The organism is bacterium, from assembly GCA_023382385.1.
Classification (GTDB): domain Bacteria; phylum Electryoneota; class RPQS01; order RPQS01; family RPQS01; genus JABWCQ01.
This window is the reverse complement of sequence record JAHDVH010000003.1, coordinates 325,376-344,300: the sequence shown is the minus strand read 5'-3', so window position 1 is coordinate 344,300 and position 18,925 is coordinate 325,376. Positions and strand designations below refer to the sequence as shown.

Here is an 18,925-nt window from a genome sequence, read left to right as displayed (position 1 = left end):
TTGCAATATATACTTGTCCGGGGATTAAGACTTCAGCAGAGCCTGAATCTTTTCCTCAAAATACTCTTTCGGGCGATAGCCAACCACAGTCTCGACGATTTCACCTTTCTTGTCAATGATGAAGCAGGTGGGAATCGAGCGCGGGCGACCAAACTGCGTAGCGGCTTCGTCGCTAAAGAGACCGTTAGGATAATTGATCTTCATCTGGTCCGCGAATTCCTTGACTTTCGGTGCGCCATAGCGGCCAAAGGCCAAACCCACGATTTCAACTTGCCCATTGTACTGGTCGTAAAGTTCGACGAAATGCGGAATACCTTTCCGACAGGGACCACACCACGTATCCCAAATGTCGACGATGACGACCTTGCCGTAGAATTGGCGTGCGTCCACCGTCTGCCCTTCGGTCGTTTGGTAGGTGAAATTCAGTTTCTTTGCATCGGCAACCTTGACGGCCTCCTGCTTGGCGCCCGATTGGCCGCAACCGACGGAAGCGAGCACGAACGTCGCCAGCATCAGGGAGAAAAGTGTCTTCATAGTGATTTGCAAAACCTTGTGTGAATTTTTGTTTGACATCATCGTGTCGGCTCCCGAGGGATCAGAAGGTTAACGAAGGCACATGGCCAATTGTTCCAAGTCTCAGAAGATACAGATTTTCTGAAGGACTTACAAGCTTTCGGCCGCACTCAACGCATCCCATGTTTGGTTAATCCAAACAAGAACTTAGAGAAGGATTCACGGGTCTGCAGGGGACGTCAGACACAACCAGAAGTTAACCGAACAAAATTCAGAAGCAACAGATCGCCCTCCGGGGTCAGGATCGATTCAGGGTGGAATTGGACTCCCTCAACGGGTAGCCTCCGGTGACGTAACCCCATGATTTCGCCTCCGTCAGTTCGCGCCGAGATTGTTAAGTCTTCGGGTAGGGCCTCCGGGGAAACGATTAGGGAATGGTACCGACCAGCGGAAAACGGATTGGGCAGGCCATGAAACACGCCAAGTCCGTCATGGTGTATTCTTGTTGACTTTCCGTGGACGATATTGGAAGCAGCTACCACTTGTGCCCCCAACAGCAAACCGATCATTTGGTGACCCAGACAGACGCCGAGAATCGGGACTTTATCCAGCGCAGCACTTAGTATTTTCGGCATATTTCCCGCATTTTCGGGTCTCCCCGGCCCGGGCGAGAGGATAATTCCTGAAGGGCCTAACTCAAGGACTTCTGCGGCGGTGATTTCGTCATTTCTCGCGGTGACTGTTTCAACTCCAAGTCTGTTGACAGCTTGGACGAGATTAAAAGTAAATGAATCGTAATTGTCGAGAATGAAAATCAAATTAAGGGAATTAGTTGGAGAATATGCGGGAGTTAACCATGCATGCCAGAGGCTGACGGAAGATATTCAGATGAAAGTGGACTGTCAAGTTTCTGGAAGTCTCAAGTTCACGCCTCCCAATAGAGTGGGTCATTGTTGTTCAGCAATGTATTTGCACCGTTTGCAAACCAACCAAAAGCCATAGATATAGAATAAACATCCGGTTAATAAGAGGTTTGATTCCTGTGACGAAACGGGCAAACTGCCATGAAAATCATTATTAGTATACCGACATATTGACATCAGAGTCCATGAAGAATATATTAGCTATACTGCGTCTGCAACAACATGTCACCATGAAAGGATACGGAGCAGTTTTATGAAATCTTTTAAGACCTTGTTTATCTGTTTAACGCTAATGGCCCTCGGCACAACAAGTGCTCATGCAGCAATTGGCTGGGCCGGCCAGATTTGGCCCACGAGCGGCCAAACTTATCTCCCGACCGACAACATCGGAGTCTACGTGCAGGTTTGGAAGGGCGGCTGTACGGATTCGCCCGGCCCGTGCGCAGACGTAGAAGGCTGGTTGTACTACAAGACCGCCAGCGCCGCAGATTATGATTCCGTGATGATGGCCTACAACGTGGAGATCGGCAACAACGATGAATGGTGGGGGACGATTCCCTCCAGTTCGACAGTAGGTGGAGAAGACACCTATTTCTATGTCAGGATTCGCGACATCTCTGACGATAGCTGGTATGAAGGCGCGCAGGATCAGGCAGGCAACAGCCCGCCATTTACGCTGCATATTCAGCCGGGCCTCTCGGCCGATGTGGCAGTTACGTTCCGCGTGGATATGAACTGTGTGAACCCCGACTTGTTCGAAGGCGGCGTGTTCTTCACAGGCGACTTCCTCGGCTGGAGCATGTGCAATCCGAACGGCGCAATGAACGATTTCAACAACGACGGAATCTGGGAGGGCACGTTTGTCTTTGTCGGTGGCTCGAATCCCTCGATTCAATACAAGTTCCAGCGCAATGACGGCGGAGTTTGCAATTGGGAATGCGGCGGCAACCGCCTTGCCAGTATTGTTGACAACGGCCAACCGCAGACGCTCGACATTCAGGTTTACTGCTGCGAGACGTGGGGACCGGGTGAGATTTCCGGAGCAGGTTCCTACTGTGTTAGTTTGTGTTGCTGTGCGCAGGAACTGTGGATTCACTTGAACACACCGTACAATCCGCCGGTGTTTACGGATTTCACGTACGTTCCGGGCTGCATTGAGTGTGATGTTCCGGACTGTTCGCCGGGCAGCGGCGAGATCAGCTGGGAGATTCGTCAAGGCGAGGACATGAACTGGTATCTCGTGCTGTGTCTGCTCGCTGACGCAAATCGGCAGTTGATTCCACCGGACGGCGACGACTACGCAGGTTGTTTCTGCATCACGATTGACGACATTCTGCCCGTGCAGATGGCATCGTTCAGCGCCGTCGGTCTGGAGAATGCGGTTCGCGTGAATTGGAGCACTGCCACTGAGCAAGCGACCAGTCACTTCATACTGGACCGCTCGACCGACCTGAATGCGTGGTCGACCGTCGCTCAGCTGCAAGCTCGCGGTGAAAGCTCGTCGGAGACACATTATACGTTCACCGACGGCAACGTCGTTGCCGGCACGGCTTACAACTATCGCTTGACGATCGTTGACCTTGATGGCAGCCGTAGCGTGCATTCGCAGATCGCCAGCGCGACACCGCGCGGAACAGGGACAGTGAGCGAGTTTGCATTGGCGCAGAATTTCCCGAACCCGTTCAACCCCGAGACGAACATCAGCTATACGCTGGCGGATGCCGCCAAGGTGACGTTGAAGATTTTCACAGTCACGGGCGAAGAAGTGACGACGCTTGTGAGCCGCAGCCAGACTGCCGGTTCCTATACGGTGTCCTTTGATGCCGCATCACTGCCGAGCGGAGTGTACTTCTACCGCCTCGATGCCGGGAACTTCACGGCAACGCGCAAGATGCTATTGCTAAAGTAAGCAGGGCCGCATAAGCAATGCAGCGGGGCCTCCCATTTGGGAGGCCCCGTTCATGTTTAAGGAAGTCGAAATTCTATCGGATAACGAGGAGGGGCGCGCCTTCGCGCAGGACACGATACAAAGTCAATGCATGTTCGCGATCGATCTGCACATCATACACCGCCGACCCGCCGAACTTAGACAGCCAACGATCAAGTTTCACGCGCCAAGAGATCTGGACTGGAATGGGCTGTCCTTCCGGCTTGGAATGAACCAAGAGCTTTGGACCGTGCCTCCACTGCACTTCGAACATCACCGGAATCTCACGCTGCAAGAGAGAAGGATCCATATCCATAGCTCCGCTGACGATTTCGAGCAATGAATCGGGGAAGCGAGGTTCATATTTCAGAAGCTGAACCGATGCGACGCTATAGACAAGCGCGGAATCGGGATGAAAGTCCTCGATGAACTTCTTGACATTCAGTTTGGCCGTCCCGGAGTCTTCTTCCATTTCCCAGACCACGCCGCCACCCAATCGAATCTCTACCCTCTGTGACTGGGAATCCAGCACAAGGTAAGGAGCGTTCGACTTGACCAGCTCGTTGCGCACAGTCAGAGAGCGCCACTCTTTGAGTAAGCTGTCGGACTGTGCCAGAGCAGCGTGACAGCTTGCAATCAGTAAGGCGGCGGTAAGTCCCCACTTAGTAAACATAGACTCCTGTCCCGATGGGGACACGGTCGTAGATGTATTTCAAGTCATCCGAGCCGAGTCGAACACAGCCGTGGCTGACCGACATTCCTAATAGTCTTTCGTAGAGAGTGCCGTGAATAAAGTAACCGTCACCAAATCCCATGGCGTAGTCACCCATGACGTTCGGGTCCAACCGGTCAGAATTGTTGGAGGGAATCGGCTCATTGTCTTCAATGAAGGCCCAGTCAGGCTTGCGCCACCACGGTTCAACGATCTTGTTTTTGATGGCAAAGACACCGCTGGGAGTGTGAAAGACCCATTTGCGGCCGCTCTTGGGATCGGTTAACTCACCCCCCGAACCGGTGGAGCAAACCGCTTTGTATAACACGGAATCAGCTGTGCGGAGATAGGCTGTATTGCTGTTTCGGTCAATGACGACATACTTTGACTTAGGAACACTTTTTTCAAGCTCCTTGCGCAACTGCTTGACTTCCTTGCTCAGCGATTTCTCATCAGGCGGTGTTGCGAGCAGAGAGTCCATCCGTGCGATAATTTGCGGCGTTGGGAGTTCGGCAGGTTTGCTGGAGAGCGCAAAAGCCAGCGAGACCAGCACGCCGATCACGACGACAATAATAAGGACAATTCTGATCATTGGAAGCCCTCCAATTTTCGCACGATAGTGACGGGTGTTCCGACTGTCGCGAATTTCAGAATATCGAGCATATCACGGTCGGCAAGGGCGACACATCCGTCGGTCCAGTCTTTGTTCTGTCCGCCGTGTCCGTGAATTTCGATAAGTTTGCCGATACCCGCGCGCTGAGAGATTCGACCAGAGCGTTTGTTTGCGGCAAAGCGCTTTTTGTCATCTTCGTTAGGATAATCAAGCAGGAGCGCTTTGAAGTAGCGGCTTGAATGCACGACCTTGGTAACTTGGTAGCGGCCTTCTGGCGTCGCGCCGTCGCCTGCGAACATCTTCTGATACGCGGCATTGAAACCGAGGTCGCAACGATATGATTTTATTTTCTTTCCACTATCAATGACGTGGAGCATCTTCTCTTCTTTATCAACGATAATCGCGACGTTTCCGTTCCGCCGGCTGTTCTCAAGCGTATGCGCGACCCATGTTCTGGCCATGCGAATTCGCTCTTGCTCATCAACATCGTGGTTATTCAGGGCGTCTCGCAGCGCGGCCAGATGTTCTCGGCATTCTTGTGCGGATTCCAGTGCACCTTCCAAATCCTCTTGTGTCATCAAGCTGATGGCATTTGCCTGACTCATCTGGGCGAGAGTCCAGAGTTTTTCAGCGCCGTAAAGAGTCAACTTCTGGTCGAGCGATTTGCGCCACAGCGAGAGATCTTCGCCGAGATCATCAATCTCGCTCTTGGCGTACGCATAGGCCGTCGCTCGCCGGACGGCCGCTGAGTCTTCGGCAATCTGAATCAGCGACCGAGCGTAGGCAATCAGGGAGTCCGCCGAGTCGTACTTGCGAAGCAATGACCAGCGTCCCTGCTGATAAGCCATCTCCTCGCGGGCTTTCTGCATTGCAACTTCGCCGGCTTCAACTTCAGCGGAGGCATACTGTTTTATGATGCCGGTGCGGCAGCGGACGAGCGCCGACTCGGCCCGAACCATATCTGCGAGCGGCGGAGTATCACACCCTGCGCCAAGGATGGCGAGGGAGATGAGCAAAACAGCGACGTAGAGGCGGGGCATCCGAATAGAGAGAGAAAGTCGTTGAGAGTTTTTGTCCTTTGAACATACAGGGAGCCGCACCGGGTGTGCGGCTCCCTGCTTTCGATCACTTCAGATGCCGCATACGCGGCACATGAATCCTACTTCTTGCCTTTGGCCTTTTCAGTCGCGGTTGCGATTTCGTTGGTGATGTTCGTGACGCGCTGTCTGACAGTCTGCATCTTGGTACGCGCGGTCAGATACTTGCCCTGATTGAAATCAGCCACGGCGGCATCAAAGGCCGTGCGTGCGGCGGACAGATCGCTCTTTATCAACTCGATGTCAGCCTTGTTGCCCTTGCCGACCGGAGCCTTCATCAACGCGGTGTCAGCGGCAGCCAAAGCAGCGACAAGCTCCATCTGCATGGTTGTGAGTTCATTCTTCAGGCGATCCTTCTCAGCGGCAGCGGCCTGACCGGCTTGATTGGCCATTTCAGTGGCCTTGACCAACTGCGCCTTGGCGGCGTCGTAGTTGCGGAACAGCGCGAACTTGCCATCCTGCTCCTTCACTGCGGCCAACGCGGCATTCAGCGTATCACGCGCGGCATTGTATGCCTGACCGGCATACTGATCAGCTTCTGCAGTCTTAGCAGCCTGCAAAGCGGCATTGGCGGCATCAGATTCCGCCTTCGGCGGTTCAGCGCAACCCGCCAAGAACAGCAGCGGTGCGACCCAAAGAGCTACAAACAACGTCTTCTTCATGGTGTCCTTCCTAAACCCGGTGGAGTGGATTGACACGGGGTCGTTGCGGCCGGGTAACCTTGGCGGCCCGTGGGCAAGCGATAAATCGCTTACCGACTATCTTACTGGAACGATTAATTAACAGGAGAAATTCTACTTTGGTTTCGCGGGCAGCAGATGCTGCTCAAGCATGGCCACGCCCTCACGAGCCAGTCGTGGCAGGTCTTCCTCAGGCAGCATGGAAGCCCTACGCCGCAGGAGTAGCGCGGCGATTCCGTGAACGGCGCCCCACATGCCAAGTGCCGCGGCGTCCGGAGATGTCCCTGCGAGGTATCCTCGACCCTGACACTCGACAATGGTATGATGCAACGTTCTATAGGCCCTTCGTCCGAACCGCCATTCAGATGTTCTCAGCAGCTTAGGAAGAGGCGTGAAAAGCATGAACATAAGATCATAATATTCAGGCTCTTCCAAGGCAAAGTCGAGGTATCCGCTGAGAAGTTTGCGAAGTCGCTGGACTGGGTCAGCGATTCTGACAAAATCACGTTGACGGGTAAACAGCGCGCGAAACCCTTCATTATGGAGGGCGAACAGAATAGCGTCTTTATCCTTAAAATACAGATAGATAGTCGCCGGGCTATACTCGATCTTGTCGGCAATCTTACGGATAGAGACATTTTGAAAACCGTCTTCCGCGAACAAAGCTTTAGCAGACTCCAGAATTCTGGAGCGCATCTCAGCTTTTTCCCGCAACTTACGGTCAACTATCGCCACTCATACCCTCTGAACAGTGTTCATTGTTGGAACACAGTATACGAAATTAACAGGAGGTTCGCAAGTTGCAGATCAAGCTGTAAGAGATTGTGCGGCAAAAGATTTACTTTATTATCTTGTAGTTACAAACAAGTCGTAGGCTGTTCTGTAACCTGTGTCACATATCTACGAAACTATAACTCCTCTCCCTGCTAAGCCCATATTTCTTCGCCCACGCAGCCAACTGACCTTGCTGTGTGCGGGGATTGGGCTGGCGGCTTTGATCATTTTGCAGGGCATGGCGAGGAATGGGGCTGATTCTTCTGCAAGCGGCGATGCTTTCGCGGTCATTGCGGGGCAGGACACACTTGGATGGATCATAGTTCGGCCATTGGGTCCTGAGGGCGATTTGCGACTGGCTTTCGAGCCTTACGGCGAACTGGGAATTCGCGAACAAGAAGTCGAGTGGTGGCAGCTTGCGGAACGACAAGATAGGCCGGGCTACCCGCGAATTGATCCTCAGAGCGGGGGATCAGGCCTGCCGGGAGCAAGAGGCGAAGACGAGGACCCTGCATACTACTCTGTTAAAGACTACACTAATCCAGTTCTGTCAAGCAGAGTGTTTGCGGATGGAAGATACTGGTTATTGGACCGCCCGACCCATGACAGCGGTTTTAATTTCGAGTCGTGGTTAGTGAAACGCACCGGGCCAAAGTCGGTGACTCAGCTGGCTGGCATAACTTGGGGGATTACGGTCCGGAGCGACGGAAGCTACACGCTCCGCAATCCGGCCCTGTTGCGAAGGCTCTCCCGATTCAACTGGGAAGAGGCTTTGCGAATCAGCGGGTTCGGTTCGGGTTGGACAATCAAGTCCGAGCATCAAGTCACATTGCCATAAACTTCGATTCAGGAGGGAGAGTATGGGAAAGGCGGGACTCACAATCATCCTGTTGTTCGCCATCGGGAGTCGCGCGGAGTTGACAATCAACTCGGACGGCAGTTTCACGAGTGTGCAGAAGGCAAAACTGCCGGGATCGACCACAGAAATCTTCGACGCAATGACAGGGGACATCTCGGGTTGGTGGGATCACTCTTTTCGCGAACAGCCGCACGCTCTGCGCCTCGAACCCTGGGTGGGTGGCCGATTCATCGAGGAGTTTGACGATCAAGGCAACGGCGCACTTCATGCGACAGTCATACTTGCTGACCGACCGGCAATGATACGCTACGAAGGACCGCTGGGTCTTTCGGGTCGGGCACTGACGAACGTGGTGACTTACGAATTTTCTGCAGACGGTGACAGCACGCAGCTCACAGTCACGGTGCAAATGCTCGGTCAAGTGAACGAGGAACTTGCCGCAATCGTGGATAAGGTGTGGAGCCATTTCGTGTTTGAGGCGTTCGCTCCTTATGTCTCAGCGGGCAAGCACAAATAGCAGACAATCAATTGTCGATACAAAAAGCCCCCGCGCACGCGGGGGCTTTCCGATGGAGCGAGTTTCTGTCACTTCATCAGCAACATTTTCCGCGTGAAGACTTCGTTTCGAGTCTCCAATCTTGTGAAGTAGACGCCGCTGGCCAAGCCGGTGCCATCGAAGCGCACTTGATGCTGTCCACGAGGGAGGTTACGATTCAGCAGAGTCTGTACCTCACGTCCCTGGACATCAAACACCTGCAATAGTGTTTGCCCTTCTGACGCAAGCGTAAAGGAAATCGTAGTCTGAGGATTGAACGGATTCGGAAAGTTCTGGTGTAGAACTGCGGACGCGGGAACAGGGATAGGTGTCTCGCCCGCGTCCACACTTTGGGTGGTCCAGAAGATGACCTGCCCTGCCGTGATATAGACGGGTTCCGTATGACCCGTACTGTTGTAGTTGCAGTCCGTGCAGGTTACACCGGAAACACAATCCGGGTTGTTTGGTCGACAGAGATTTTCGTATGTCTCAATGGTCGGCCAGATATCAATTGTGGAGCCGGGTTCAACTTGGAGAAAAGGGATGTCCCACGGGAACACGCGGTCACCCGGACACCAGCCGGCACGATTGAATTGCCATGTACCGCCTTGCGGACTGCACGGATTAGATGCACAGTCGTTACGCCATAGCAGGTGTTCATAGTAATCCAGTCCAACCCACACCCCGTGCCTTTTCTGCGAGAATTCAGCGGCGTTGTGGGTGTTGCCCTGCCCGTGTCCGGTGGTCCAAAGCCGCACGGTGGCGAACTCTGCCTGCGCATCTACGGGCACAAACGAGAAGTCAAGATAGTTGTCAATGGGATTGTCCGGATTCCCATACACCAGCCCGCCGTAGTTCCAAAGCTGTTCAACTCGATAAGGTGTGATGGCCATATCCCCTTCCACAAAGTAGAAAGTACAGGTGACCAGCCAGCCTTGATTGCCGCCAATCCAAGTGTCGACAAAGCTGTGGAGAGTCACCTCGCCGCGCAACAGAGACTGATACTCCATCATGTCGAATTCCCATTGGCAATGGCCCGGCCTGCCGCTGCCGGTTATGTCATAGGGAGTAATGACGCGCGCGATTTCGATGTCTTCGTGGGTCGAGTCGGTCAGGGCACGCTGCACATAAAGGCGGGCAGTTCTGTCCCATGGGTCGCAGTCGCCTGGGGCGCTCGGACAGTCGAGACGGTAGACCATCGTAATCTGACTGCACTCGAGGCTTGGCTCAGGGAACGTAAAGGTGGCGATGTTATCGCGGCCGCCCGCGGCAAAGTTGTGCAGTTCTTGGGTAAAGGTGATGACGACAGTCGTATCGCCCGGGTCGGCGACTGCGGGCAGGACCAGAGCAAAAGAGAAGAGTACACAAGCAAGAAACATAGAGGTTCCTCCAGATAGGCAAGTCACAATGTAGTCAACCTGTTGGAGGAAAACAAACTCGGAAGCGAACACGACGAAAGTTTTTGAATAGTTAGAAATTGTTGATACTTAGACAATCTGTTTGTACATTGCCTGTGAATTCCACTTTACTCAAGGAGCAAGTTAATGAGAATCTTGGGAATCCTTTTGGTGACAGGGCTGTTGGCCTTGCCAGCTCTGGCCGACTACCCACTTGGCGTGGGTTTGCATGGCGGATTTGATCTTCCTGTCATCCAGGAGGATGTAGGCCAAGGACCGATGTTCGGGATCTCGGTTCGGGGAAATATTGTTGGGCCGCTGCACGGTCAGGTACTCTTCAGGAGCAGCTCGCAGGGAGACGTTGAAGAGGACATCGACTTTCCGGGTGAACCTACGCTGACGATTCCGGGCGGAACGCTCACCGGTTTTGGCCTGAACCTCCTTTTGGCCAAAAAGGACCCTGCCAGCTTCTGGCCGTACCTCCATCTTGGAGTGTCGTCCAACTCTGTTGCGGCTGGTGCGGACTACAAGGAGGATGAGACACTCACCGGCATGAGCGGAGGCTTCGGTGCAGGTTTCAACCTTTACCAGAGGAAGATCTATCTTGATGTGATGACGTCTCTTTTGGTTATGCCGTTCCATGACAACAATGCTTCGCGGAAGAACTGGCAGACAATGCTCGGCGTCCAGTATTTCATTCCGATTAAAGCCAAATCCTCCAACTAAGCGACAAGGAGAGCAAAATGAACAAAATCTACTTAGCATGCTCGGCTGCCCTGCTGCTGTTCGTTAGCGGATGCGGCTTTGTCTCGGGCACTGCCTTCGTTTCGCAAGAGGTGGACGGAACGATTACGACTGACACACGCAGCACGTCGGTACGCGGCGGGGGAGTGCTGGATGCACAGATGGAAGGCGTGACGGTGGACCTGACAGACAATAGCGACTGGAGCGACTTCACCATTGAAGGCGTCGAGGACGGCTGCATCAGCGTCTTGGCCGAGAATCACCTGAGCACTCCGGTGTCAGGGGAGATTTGGATCGTGATGGATCTGAACTTTGATCCCGCCGGCAACCCGGTTGCGGTACGGAGCCGATCGGACGCATTTAAGGTGTTTGAGGGGCTGGCTTTGGCCCCGAATCAAACGCGCCAGTTCTTGTGTCGCGAAACGATTGAGATGCTGCAGAACACCGACCGCTTGGTGGAGGCGATTCAGGTAGGGAAGTTTCAAGCATTTGGGTTGGGGAATGAGGATGTTTACTGCTTCACTCTGACAGGAGTCGTGTTCGGTTTCCACATCACCGGCAGCATTTAGCGAATCACACTGTACGATGTGCGACGCCCGACAGTTTCCTGCCGGGCGTTTTCGTTTGGGAACTTGACAGGCAGCCGCGGGTAAGAGAGGCGCAGAGTGGGTATTGACCGGCCGTCGGCAACAATCCGCAGGCAAAAGTCCCAAAGGTGCTCGAAACCGTGCAAGTAATTAATTGTATAGTGGTTGGGTATATCGGTTGGGCTTGACAATGGGCCGATATCTCGTTATCTTATTAGATTAGACTCAATACGCCCAATGACGATACAACGACCAAATCCGAAGCTGACTGACCGTGAGCGGCTGATCCTGCGCGCAGTTGTTCAGCACTTTATCCTGACGGCAAATCCGGTGGGATCCCGGCATATTGCGCGAAAGTTCGGGATAAATCTGTCTGCTGCGACGATTCGAAATGTCATGGCGGATCTTGAAGAAATGGGGCTTCTTAGTCATCCGCACACTTCGGCGGGGCGGATGCCCTCGGATCTCGGGTACCGTCTCTACGTGGACGATATCATGGAGCTTGCCGACTTGTCAGGTGAAGAACGCGAGAGTATCGAGCGTGAAATTGAATCGGTTCCCGCTGAACTCGAGTCAGTGCTTGACGCGACGACGCGTGTCTTGGCGTCCGCTTCTCATTTATTAGGCGTGGTCGTGATTCCTGAGCTGCAGAGCGCGGTGCTGGACCGGATTGAACTCGCGCGCTTGTCCGAGCGCAGATTGCTGGTTGTCATCAGCCTGAAGTCCGGCCCGATGAAGTCGATCATGCTCGAACTTGATCAGGAGATGAGTGAGAAGTCGGTTCACGAGGTGACAAGGGCTCTGAATCGCCGCCTCGCAGGATTAAGGGTTGGCGAGATTCGCGGGCAGATCGCGGAGCGGATGCAGAATCTCGGGGAGACTCCCCAAAGCCTGATCAGGCTATTCGTAGAGTCAACAGACGAGTTGTTTAACTTTTCGACAACAGATAATGTGAAGATCGGCGGACGAGCACAGGTCATCAATCAGCCGGAGTTTTCGACACCCGGTTCGATGCGCGGGATTATCGAGCTAGTGGAAGACAAAGATATCATCATTCACTTGCTGCAGAGTCCCGATCTGCGGGGACCGATATCAATAACGATTGGCCGCGAGAATCTCGATTCAAGAGCCAAAGAGCTGTCTGTGATCGCCGCGGACTACAAGACGGCTTCCAGTGCAGGGAAACTTGGAGTGATCGGTCCGACGCGGATGGACTATTCGCGGCTGACGACGCTTCTTGAATACACCGCGCGCGTGGTCACAAAACGCCTTTCGTAATAGATAGATATGAACGAACCTAACAACAAAGACCGTGAAGTAATGGATTCTCTGGGAATCGACGAGACCCAAGTTACGTCGGAAGGCCCATCGCTCGAGTCGTCTCAGAGTAACGAGCTGGAGCTTGCTCGTCGCGAAGCGGAGGAGTGGAGAGACAAATATGTCCGCGCTCTTGCGGAGTTTGACAATTTCCGCAAGCGTACGCGAGCGGAAATTGAATTGCTGCGAGACAGCGTCGCGGAGAGTCTGCTCCTGAATTTATTGACTGTCTACGATGATATGAATCGCACGGTGGAGAATGCGAGTGCTGATGAAGCGAGCTTGCGCCGCGGGATTGAGTTGATACAGCAGAAGTTCAAGAGTTACCTCGAATCGCAGCGGATTACGAAACTCGAGTGCAGAGGGAAGGTGTTCAATCCCGAGGAACACGATGCGATCATGATGCAGCCGCGTGCAGGTTTTCCAGCGAACGTGGTGCTGGAGGAGGTAACGCCGGGCTATCGGCTCGGGGAGCGAGTGATTCGTCACGCACAAGTGATCGTTTCTTGCGAGCCGGAAGAGGAGCAGCGAGAAGGGGAGGATCAAGAGTAGATGGCGAAGCGCGACTATTATGAGGTGCTGGGTGTAAATCGCGGTGCGACACAGGAGGAGATTAAGAAGGCTTACCGCAAGCTCGCGATGCAGTATCACCCGGACCGTAATAAAGGCGATGCAACCGCCGAAGAGAAATTCAAGGAAGTAGGCGAAGCCTACGCAGTGTTGTCAGATCAGGATAAGCGAGCACAGTATGACCGCTTCGGGCATGCCATGGCTGGAGGAGGATTTCGACCCGGGCAGCAAGGCGGAAGTTTTGAGTTTGACTTATCAGATGCGCTCCGCCAATTCATGGAAGGCGGCATGTTTGGCGACTTTTTCGGTCAGTCGCGCGGGGGAGGGCGTGGTTCGGCTCGTGTGCGGGGAAATGATTTACAGCTGAAGCTATCCTTGACGCTTGAGGAGATTTCTGAAGGTGTCCGCAAGACAATTCGGGTCAAGCGATTGCGGCCATGCGAAACGTGCAAGGGAAGCGGTGCGGCATCAGGAAGCGCGCCGACGGAATGTCCCACATGTCGCGGTCAAGGGCAAGTCCGTCAGGTGTCACGGACAATTCTCGGTCAGTTCGTCAATGTTCAGACCTGTCCGCAATGTCACGGAGAAGGCAAGGTTGTAGCAAATCCCTGCAAGACATGTAACGGAGAAGGTCGTGTGCGTGTCGAGGACACGATTCATGTTGACATTCCGGCGGGCGTCGCAAGTGGACAGTACTTGACGCTTCGTGGGGAAGGGCATTCGGGGCCGCGAAACGGCCCCGCAGGAGATTTGATTGTCTTGATCGAAGAACGGGATCATGAGTATTTCGAGCGGGATGGAGACAACATTATCTACAAGCTGAGAGTTTCAATTCCTCAGCTACTTCTTGGCGACACTGTTGAAGTGCCGACATTGTCCGGCAAAGCACAATTGAAGTTAGAAGCCGGATTAACACCAGGAAAGATACTGCGTATGCGGGGCAAAGGGCTGCCGGCTTTGAACGGATACGGTCGCGGTGATCAACTGGTGGAAATAGATCTTCACGTGCCGAGGAAACTAAGCTCCACGGAACGGGGCATGATCGAGAAACTCCGTGACAGCGAGAACTTCAAAGTCCAAACCAATGAGAAGGGGTTCTTTGGTCGAGTCAAAGAAGCATTTGGGCAGTGATTTGGAAATTTGACTTTAGTCGTCGTGCACTCCTTTGGCTGTTGGGGTTGAGTTTTCTGACTGGAACTGCGCTGGAGCTGCGAGAGCAATGGACAGGCAGGAGTTCAGCTGGAAAGGCGCGACTTGTGTCTCTTGGCCGCAACCCTGAATTGGTCGCGCTGGCAGATTCTGCTCTACGGGCCAGATCCATGGAACTCGCAAAGCCCGTCGATCTAAATTCCGCAGACGCGGAGCGGTTGGAGCATTTGCCCGGCATCGGCCCTGTTCTCGCTGAGCGCATCATAGCCTATCGGAACGCGAATGGTCCGTTTCAATCAATTGACGAGCTCGAAAATGTTTCGGGTATCGGGCCGAAGAAGTTGGCTGTCTTGCGCGAGCGCGTTACGATTACTCAACTGTGACATCGACCACTTGGAGTGGTCTTTTGCAAGGAGACTGAACATGGCAGTCCGCATCTCCGCCGGTTTGCGCCGCGGAAAGGGGCACATCGAGTTGCGCCCCACCTCGGCGAGGACACTGGAGTCGGTCTTTGACATGCTACGTGCTGACATTCCAGGTACCCGTGTGCTGGATTTGTATGCAGGCGTCGGATCCTATGGAGTGATGGCCTTGAAGCGAGGTGCAGACGTCGCTGTATTTGTCGACAAATCGCGCGAAGCCGAGAAGCGGATGAAGCGCGCGCTCCTGCAATATCACCTTGAAGATCGCTCAGTCGTGCACTGCGAAGACGTTCTGCATTTCCTGCATACCGCTGGTCGATTTACCGAACCTTTCAACATCATCTTCGCAGATCCTCCCTACGAAAAGGTAAATCCTGCTGATTTAATGGATCAGATTCTCGATTCCAAGCTTCTGGCTTCAGGAGGAGTAATCGTGTTTGAACACTCAAAACGGCAGGCCCCGCCAGATATTGTGGGGCTGAAACTTCGCAAGTCTCGAGTATTCGGCGACACAACCGTCAGCATACTGGACAGCATCTGATGTCAACACTTACGCACCGCGTGGCAGCGGCGGCCTACGTCTTCCGAAACGGCCGGCTACTTCTGCTGAAGCGAACGGCTTCTCCATTTGTATTTGCGCCGCCTGGCGGCCGCCTTGAGGTCGGGGAAGATCCGGTCGCAGGTGTGCTTCGTGAGATTCGGGAGGAAACAAGACTTGACGTTCAGATCATCGGTGTAGCTCATACCTGGTATGGCAGAATCAGCAGCGAGTCTGAACCACTCCTGTGCATCAATTACGTGGCGCGATCCGAAAGCGGAGAACCTATACTCAGCCGCGAGCATTCAGAGTGGATCTGGGCAAGTCGTGAAGAAATTGCGAGTGGCGACGTTCTGACCCAAGACGAGCGCGGCTTTGGATACCTTAGCGAGAGCCTCCTGGAAGTATTTGACCGCTATGAACGATGGATGACGCTGACAATCGCTTGATCACGGAACTGTCGTCTGCGCTTAGGTCTGGTGTTGCGCTTTACTCAGCGAGCGATGGGAGGGAGTATACGCGCGAAGGTCTGCGGGAGAAACTGCAGGAACTGATTCCCACCGAAATTGTCGTTAAGCGAATCTGCGACACAGTACCGGCGATTGTGGTGGCCGCACCTCACGTGAGCTTCGACAACTGGACGGAGTATTTCGCAAATCGACTGGCTGCCGACTTGAGTTGCGGCGAAGTGCTTGCAAGGAACTTTCGTGATGATGACGGGAACCGGATTCCAGCTTCAATCGGCAGACACATTCACGTGAACCGTCCCACCGAGTCGGAAGGAAGAGGAAGCGCTGAACATGAGACGGACCGCGCTAGAATTGTCTTTCGAGCGTACGTGAAGGCATTGCAAGAGGCGTGCGGAGGATTTCCGCTCACGTTGCTGATCGAGTTGCACGGCCATCGTCGCCATGCGAACATTGAAGTTGCAACCGTTGGCATTGACTCCAGCACCGCTCACGCGATCAAACAGAGTTATTACGAGGTTGCGAAGTTGCAGGCCGGGGCACCTGAGCTTGCCATTGAACCGATAGACAAACTGCGATATCTTGCAATGCGCGCCAAGCAGTTTGGTTCTTTACACCGAGATGTCTGTCAAATTGGAATGCATATTGAGATTCCGCGACGATGCAGAGAAACAAAAGCTGCACGTGAAAACTTTCGCCCAACCCTTACCGAGTGGATCCGGCGCTCGGTCACACACCTGACGTAAAATCTTGACTCTTCCAGCGACTCTACCACTGCTTTCACTCGGTGGCGATCCACCGACGCTCTTCTGGGCGATCCCCTTTGCCTTGATTCTGCTCCAGATTGCCATCTGGCCGTTGATCAATCCGAAGTTCTGGGAGAAGTACTATCCGTGGCTGACGGTGCCTTTGGGTCTGCTAGTTGTTGGTTACTATATTCTTGGCAGACACGCGACCGAGCACGTCTTGCACGTCGGGCACGAGTATTTCTCTTTTATTGCTTTAATCGGATCACTGTATGTGGTTTCCGGCGGCCTGCTTGTCGCGATGACCGGTCGCTTGACACCACATCAGAATCTTGCAATTCTTGGAATAGGCGCGGTACTTGCGAACTTGGTCGGTACAACCGGCGCATCCATGATCCTGATAAGGCCGTTTATGCGCGGCAATTCATGGCGGTTCCAGAAGTATCACATTGCGTTCTTTATCTTCATCGTATCCAATTGCGGTGGAGCGCTGACGCCGATCGGCGATCCGCCGTTGTTTCTCGGCTATCTAAGAGGTGTACCGTTCTTCTGGGTCTTTGAAATGCTTTGGTACAAGTGGGCCATTGCAATTTCGATCCTGCTATTCCTCTTTTATATACTGGACAAGCGCGAATATGATAAGCACTCCGAGTTCGAGCACGAAGCTGCCGAACTGGAAGATAGATTCCGCGTTCGCGGGCTTGTGAATTTGCCGTTTCTGGCAATCATCATTGGCGCAGCGTTTGTGCAAAAGCCTCTGCTTGTACGGGAATTCCTGATGATAGGTGCCGCGGTCGGATCTTACTTCCTTACGCCGAAGCATATTCACGAACGCAACAACTTCAACTTCCACCCCGTGCAGGAAGTTGCAATCCTGTTCTTCGGTATATTTGCCGCGATGATGCCGGCACTGGATTGGCTTGCGCACAATGCGGGTGCACTTGGTATTCAAACAGCCACGCAGTTTTATTGGCTTACTGGCGGCCTCTCCGCCGCACTCGATAACGCGCCGACGTACTTGAATTTCCTGACGACCGCCATGGGACTCTATGATATGGACGTCGGAAGCAAGGCAGAAGTCATGCGATTCGCGATTGAACACCCAGACATGTTGCGAACCATTTCAATCGCCGCTGTGTTTTTCGGTGCGGTTACGTATATCGGGAACGGTCCGAATTTCATGTGCAAAGCAATCGCCGAGCACGAGAAGCTCCCGACGCCAACCTTCGTTGAGTATATAGTCAAGTACTCGCTGCCGTTTCTCGCGCCGGTGCTGCTGTTGACCTGGTTCATGGTAATTTGAGCAAACTTGCTGTATCCATCTTCCTCTTGACGGCCGTGCTGGTCATTGGTTGCGATCTGTTTCAGACTCGCGACCCGGAAGACCCTGTCGGTGCGCGTGGAAGTTGGGAGGTTCCTCTCACGCCATCGGAAGTTCTGACCAATCTGACTTTGGCATTGTTTGAGCGGAACGCGTCAAACTATATGCGCTCATTTCAGCCGGACAGTTTTGCCTTTTTCGCTGATCCGCAGGTCCTATTGCAGCAGCCCTCAATCGCTGATTGGGACTATGCACGTGAACTGGCACATATTAACAGTCTGCTTGGTGAGGGTGTGCTGCCGCGGGACAGCGTTATCTTCGTTTTGTTTACCGCAACGGAACAGACTGTCATAGGTGATACAGCTCGCGTGACGACTCGATACGATCTAACGGCTCAGGTCGCGCTAAGCGGTGCACCCGGACCGATGGCCGGAGAAGCTGAGTTTTCAATGAGAATTGGGAGTCAGGGGTATTGGGAGATCGTCGGGTGGTCCGATCGTCGAACCGAGGAGCTTGCCTCATGGAGCGATCTCAAGGCACTCGTGCAATCGCGCTGACCATTCTGCTTGCTGCCGTCGTCGCGACAAGCTGCACGAATCCATTTGCGCCGGCACTGCGCGGCGATGCGGGCACAATTTGGTCTGACGCGCAGACTGTCGGCGGGTTGCTGGAGAATTTTGTCACTGCCTATGAGCTTGAGGATTCCCTGCGTTACTCAGAGCTGTTGGATGAGTCGTTTCAATTCCGCTACTTTGATCTCGACTTGCAGCGGCACGACGGCTGGTTTCGCGAAACAGATTTGCGTGCAACAGCTCGACTATTCCGTGCATATGATCGCATCTCTCTGATTTGGGCGGGAATCCCAAGCGAAACGTTGGAGCTCGCAACCTCGGACAGTTTGATTGAGTTTCGAGCGCAGTATCAGCTTGTTCTGGACAACTTATCGCCGCTCATTGGGTTTGCAAGATTTACAGTAATGAAACCTGCCGACGATCGGTTTCGCGTCTTGTTCTGGCAGGAAGAATTCTAATTTA

General features: G+C 53.6%; 23 protein-coding genes. 15 read left to right on the top strand and 8 right to left on the bottom strand.

What is annotated here, in order from left to right; all coding sequences use genetic code 11:
* Window positions 1–24 precede the first annotated feature (24 nt).
* Both KJZ99_09770 and KJZ99_09765 read right to left on the bottom strand, forming a co-directional pair.
* The gene (locus KJZ99_09770) at window positions 25–534 is read right to left on the bottom strand and encodes a TlpA family protein disulfide reductase (GenBank protein MCL4306190.1); all 510 of its coding nucleotides are present in this window, start codon (window positions 532–534) and stop codon (window positions 25–27) included.
* A gap of 218 nt (window positions 535–752) precedes the next feature.
* Window positions 753–1,331 carry an aminodeoxychorismate/anthranilate synthase component II gene (locus KJZ99_09765; protein ID MCL4306189.1) on the bottom strand — a complete coding sequence of 193 codons (579 nt, stop codon included), beginning with the start codon at window positions 1,329–1,331 and terminating at the stop codon, window positions 753–755.
* A 358-nt stretch (window positions 1,332–1,689) separates the two neighbouring features.
* Between KJZ99_09765 and KJZ99_09760 the strand changes: the two genes are divergently transcribed.
* On the top strand, window positions 1,690–3,345 hold the full coding sequence (locus KJZ99_09760) for a T9SS type A sorting domain-containing protein (GenBank protein ID MCL4306188.1): 1,656 nt from the start codon (window positions 1,690–1,692) through the stop codon (window positions 3,343–3,345).
* A 73-nt stretch (window positions 3,346–3,418) separates the two neighbouring features.
* Here the strand turns inward: KJZ99_09760 and KJZ99_09755 are convergent, their stop codons facing one another.
* From KJZ99_09755 to KJZ99_09735, 5 genes are all read right to left on the bottom strand, one after another.
* Window positions 3,419–4,036: a hypothetical protein gene (locus tag KJZ99_09755; protein MCL4306187.1), complete on the bottom strand. Its 618-nt coding sequence runs from the start codon at window positions 4,034–4,036 to the stop codon at window positions 3,419–3,421.
* Complete coding sequence (locus KJZ99_09750; GenBank protein ID MCL4306186.1) at window positions 4,026–4,667, bottom strand: L,D-transpeptidase; 642 nt, start codon at window positions 4,665–4,667, stop codon at window positions 4,026–4,028. The genes KJZ99_09755 and KJZ99_09750 overlap by 11 nt, the downstream gene beginning before the upstream one ends.
* The gene (locus tag KJZ99_09745) at window positions 4,664–5,728 is read right to left on the bottom strand and encodes a L,D-transpeptidase (protein ID MCL4306185.1); all 1,065 of its coding nucleotides are present in this window, start codon (window positions 5,726–5,728) and stop codon (window positions 4,664–4,666) included. Before KJZ99_09745 ends, KJZ99_09750 begins: the two co-directional genes overlap by 4 nt.
* 119 nt (window positions 5,729–5,847) lie before the next feature.
* Window positions 5,848–6,447, bottom strand: coding sequence for a hypothetical protein (locus KJZ99_09740; GenBank protein ID MCL4306184.1), 600 nt, complete (start codon window positions 6,445–6,447; stop codon window positions 5,848–5,850).
* A gap of 132 nt (window positions 6,448–6,579) precedes the next feature.
* The gene (locus KJZ99_09735; protein ID MCL4306183.1) at window positions 6,580–7,200 is read right to left on the bottom strand and encodes a TetR/AcrR family transcriptional regulator; all 621 of its coding nucleotides are present in this window, start codon (window positions 7,198–7,200) and stop codon (window positions 6,580–6,582) included.
* 277 nt (window positions 7,201–7,477) lie between these two features.
* On the opposite strand from KJZ99_09735, the gene KJZ99_09730 reads away from it, so the two are divergent.
* Both KJZ99_09730 and KJZ99_09725 read left to right on the top strand, forming a co-directional pair.
* Window positions 7,478–8,077 carry a hypothetical protein gene (locus KJZ99_09730; protein MCL4306182.1) on the top strand — a complete coding sequence of 200 codons (600 nt, stop codon included), beginning with the start codon at window positions 7,478–7,480 and terminating at the stop codon, window positions 8,075–8,077.
* A 22-nt stretch (window positions 8,078–8,099) separates the two neighbouring features.
* Window positions 8,100–8,615, top strand: coding sequence for an SRPBCC domain-containing protein (locus KJZ99_09725; GenBank protein MCL4306181.1), 516 nt, complete (start codon window positions 8,100–8,102; stop codon window positions 8,613–8,615).
* 68 nt (window positions 8,616–8,683) lie between these two features.
* On the opposite strand, the gene KJZ99_09720 is transcribed toward KJZ99_09725, so the two are convergent.
* The gene (locus KJZ99_09720) at window positions 8,684–10,012 is read right to left on the bottom strand and encodes a T9SS type A sorting domain-containing protein (GenBank protein ID MCL4306180.1); all 1,329 of its coding nucleotides are present in this window, start codon (window positions 10,010–10,012) and stop codon (window positions 8,684–8,686) included.
* A 165-nt stretch (window positions 10,013–10,177) separates the two neighbouring features.
* Between KJZ99_09720 and KJZ99_09715 the strand changes: the two genes are divergently transcribed.
* From KJZ99_09715 to KJZ99_09660, 12 genes are all read left to right on the top strand, one after another.
* The gene (locus KJZ99_09715) at window positions 10,178–10,756 is read left to right on the top strand and encodes a hypothetical protein (protein ID MCL4306179.1); all 579 of its coding nucleotides are present in this window, start codon (window positions 10,178–10,180) and stop codon (window positions 10,754–10,756) included.
* A gap of 17 nt (window positions 10,757–10,773) precedes the next feature.
* Entirely contained in the window at window positions 10,774–11,343 is a 570-nt protein-coding gene (locus KJZ99_09710) for a hypothetical protein (GenBank protein ID MCL4306178.1), read from the top strand.
* A 255-nt stretch (window positions 11,344–11,598) separates the two neighbouring features.
* Window positions 11,599–12,639 (top strand): heat-inducible transcription repressor HrcA, encoded by a 1,041-nt coding sequence (gene hrcA, locus KJZ99_09705; protein ID MCL4306177.1) that lies wholly within the window; start codon window positions 11,599–11,601, stop codon window positions 12,637–12,639.
* A 9-nt stretch (window positions 12,640–12,648) separates the two neighbouring features.
* Window positions 12,649–13,230 (top strand): nucleotide exchange factor GrpE, encoded by a 582-nt coding sequence (locus KJZ99_09700; GenBank protein MCL4306176.1) that lies wholly within the window; start codon window positions 12,649–12,651, stop codon window positions 13,228–13,230.
* Window positions 13,231–14,379 (top strand): molecular chaperone DnaJ, encoded by a 1,149-nt coding sequence (dnaJ, locus tag KJZ99_09695; GenBank protein MCL4306175.1) that lies wholly within the window; start codon window positions 13,231–13,233, stop codon window positions 14,377–14,379.
* A 188-nt stretch (window positions 14,380–14,567) separates the two neighbouring features.
* The gene (locus KJZ99_09690; GenBank protein MCL4306174.1) at window positions 14,568–14,780 is read left to right on the top strand and encodes a ComEA family DNA-binding protein; all 213 of its coding nucleotides are present in this window, start codon (window positions 14,568–14,570) and stop codon (window positions 14,778–14,780) included.
* A gap of 40 nt (window positions 14,781–14,820) precedes the next feature.
* Window positions 14,821–15,360 carry an RsmD family RNA methyltransferase gene (locus KJZ99_09685; protein ID MCL4306173.1) on the top strand — a complete coding sequence of 180 codons (540 nt, stop codon included), beginning with the start codon at window positions 14,821–14,823 and terminating at the stop codon, window positions 15,358–15,360.
* Entirely contained in the window at window positions 15,360–15,806 is a 447-nt protein-coding gene (locus KJZ99_09680; protein ID MCL4306172.1) for an NUDIX hydrolase, read from the top strand. Before KJZ99_09685 ends, KJZ99_09680 begins: the two co-directional genes overlap by 1 nt.
* Window positions 15,782–16,570: a hypothetical protein gene (locus tag KJZ99_09675; protein ID MCL4306171.1), complete on the top strand. Its 789-nt coding sequence runs from the start codon at window positions 15,782–15,784 to the stop codon at window positions 16,568–16,570. The genes KJZ99_09680 and KJZ99_09675 overlap by 25 nt, the downstream gene beginning before the upstream one ends.
* Before the next feature lie 28 nt (window positions 16,571–16,598).
* Complete coding sequence (locus tag KJZ99_09670) at window positions 16,599–17,873, top strand: sodium:proton antiporter (GenBank protein ID MCL4306170.1); 1,275 nt, start codon at window positions 16,599–16,601, stop codon at window positions 17,871–17,873.
* A complete protein-coding gene (locus KJZ99_09665; GenBank protein MCL4306169.1) occupies window positions 17,870–18,448 on the top strand; it encodes a hypothetical protein in 579 nt (192 codons plus the stop codon). The genes KJZ99_09670 and KJZ99_09665 overlap by 4 nt, the downstream gene beginning before the upstream one ends.
* On the top strand, window positions 18,412–18,921 hold the full coding sequence (locus KJZ99_09660) for a hypothetical protein (GenBank protein ID MCL4306168.1): 510 nt from the start codon (window positions 18,412–18,414) through the stop codon (window positions 18,919–18,921). The genes KJZ99_09665 and KJZ99_09660 overlap by 37 nt, the downstream gene beginning before the upstream one ends.
* Window positions 18,922–18,925 lie beyond the last annotated feature (4 nt).

Bases quoted from the DNA above. Each gene is read 5' to 3' on its own strand.
- KJZ99_09770 (MCL4306190.1), bottom strand. From the start codon at position 534: ATGAAGACACTTTTCTCCCTGATGCTGGCGACGTTCGTGCTCGCTTCC.
- KJZ99_09760 (MCL4306188.1), top strand. From the start codon at position 1,690: ATGAAATCTTTTAAGACCTTGTTTATCTGTTTAACGCTAATGGCCCTC.
- KJZ99_09755 (MCL4306187.1), bottom strand. From the start codon at position 4,036: ATGTTTACTAAGTGGGGACTTACCGCCGCCTTACTGATTGCAAGCTGT.
- KJZ99_09750 (MCL4306186.1), bottom strand. From the start codon at position 4,667: ATGATCAGAATTGTCCTTATTATTGTCGTCGTGATCGGCGTGCTGGTC.
- KJZ99_09745 (MCL4306185.1), bottom strand. From the start codon at position 5,728: ATGCCCCGCCTCTACGTCGCTGTTTTGCTCATCTCCCTCGCCATCCTT.
- KJZ99_09740 (MCL4306184.1), bottom strand. From the start codon at position 6,447: ATGAAGAAGACGTTGTTTGTAGCTCTTTGGGTCGCACCGCTGCTGTTC.
- KJZ99_09730 (MCL4306182.1), top strand. From the start codon at position 7,478: ATGGCGAGGAATGGGGCTGATTCTTCTGCAAGCGGCGATGCTTTCGCG.
- KJZ99_09725 (MCL4306181.1), top strand. From the start codon at position 8,100: ATGGGAAAGGCGGGACTCACAATCATCCTGTTGTTCGCCATCGGGAGT.
- KJZ99_09720 (MCL4306180.1), bottom strand. From the start codon at position 10,012: ATGTTTCTTGCTTGTGTACTCTTCTCTTTTGCTCTGGTCCTGCCCGCA.
- KJZ99_09715 (MCL4306179.1), top strand. From the start codon at position 10,178: ATGAGAATCTTGGGAATCCTTTTGGTGACAGGGCTGTTGGCCTTGCCA.
- KJZ99_09710 (MCL4306178.1), top strand. From the start codon at position 10,774: ATGAACAAAATCTACTTAGCATGCTCGGCTGCCCTGCTGCTGTTCGTT.
- hrcA (MCL4306177.1), top strand. From the start codon at position 11,599: ATGACGATACAACGACCAAATCCGAAGCTGACTGACCGTGAGCGGCTG.
- KJZ99_09700 (MCL4306176.1), top strand. From the start codon at position 12,649: ATGAACGAACCTAACAACAAAGACCGTGAAGTAATGGATTCTCTGGGA.
- dnaJ (MCL4306175.1), top strand. From the start codon at position 13,231: ATGGCGAAGCGCGACTATTATGAGGTGCTGGGTGTAAATCGCGGTGCG.
- KJZ99_09690 (MCL4306174.1), top strand. From the start codon at position 14,568: ATGGAACTCGCAAAGCCCGTCGATCTAAATTCCGCAGACGCGGAGCGG.
- KJZ99_09685 (MCL4306173.1), top strand. From the start codon at position 14,821: ATGGCAGTCCGCATCTCCGCCGGTTTGCGCCGCGGAAAGGGGCACATC.
- KJZ99_09680 (MCL4306172.1), top strand. From the start codon at position 15,360: ATGTCAACACTTACGCACCGCGTGGCAGCGGCGGCCTACGTCTTCCGA.
- KJZ99_09675 (MCL4306171.1), top strand. From the start codon at position 15,782: ATGGATGACGCTGACAATCGCTTGATCACGGAACTGTCGTCTGCGCTT.
- KJZ99_09660 (MCL4306168.1), top strand. From the start codon at position 18,412: ATGGAGCGATCTCAAGGCACTCGTGCAATCGCGCTGACCATTCTGCTT.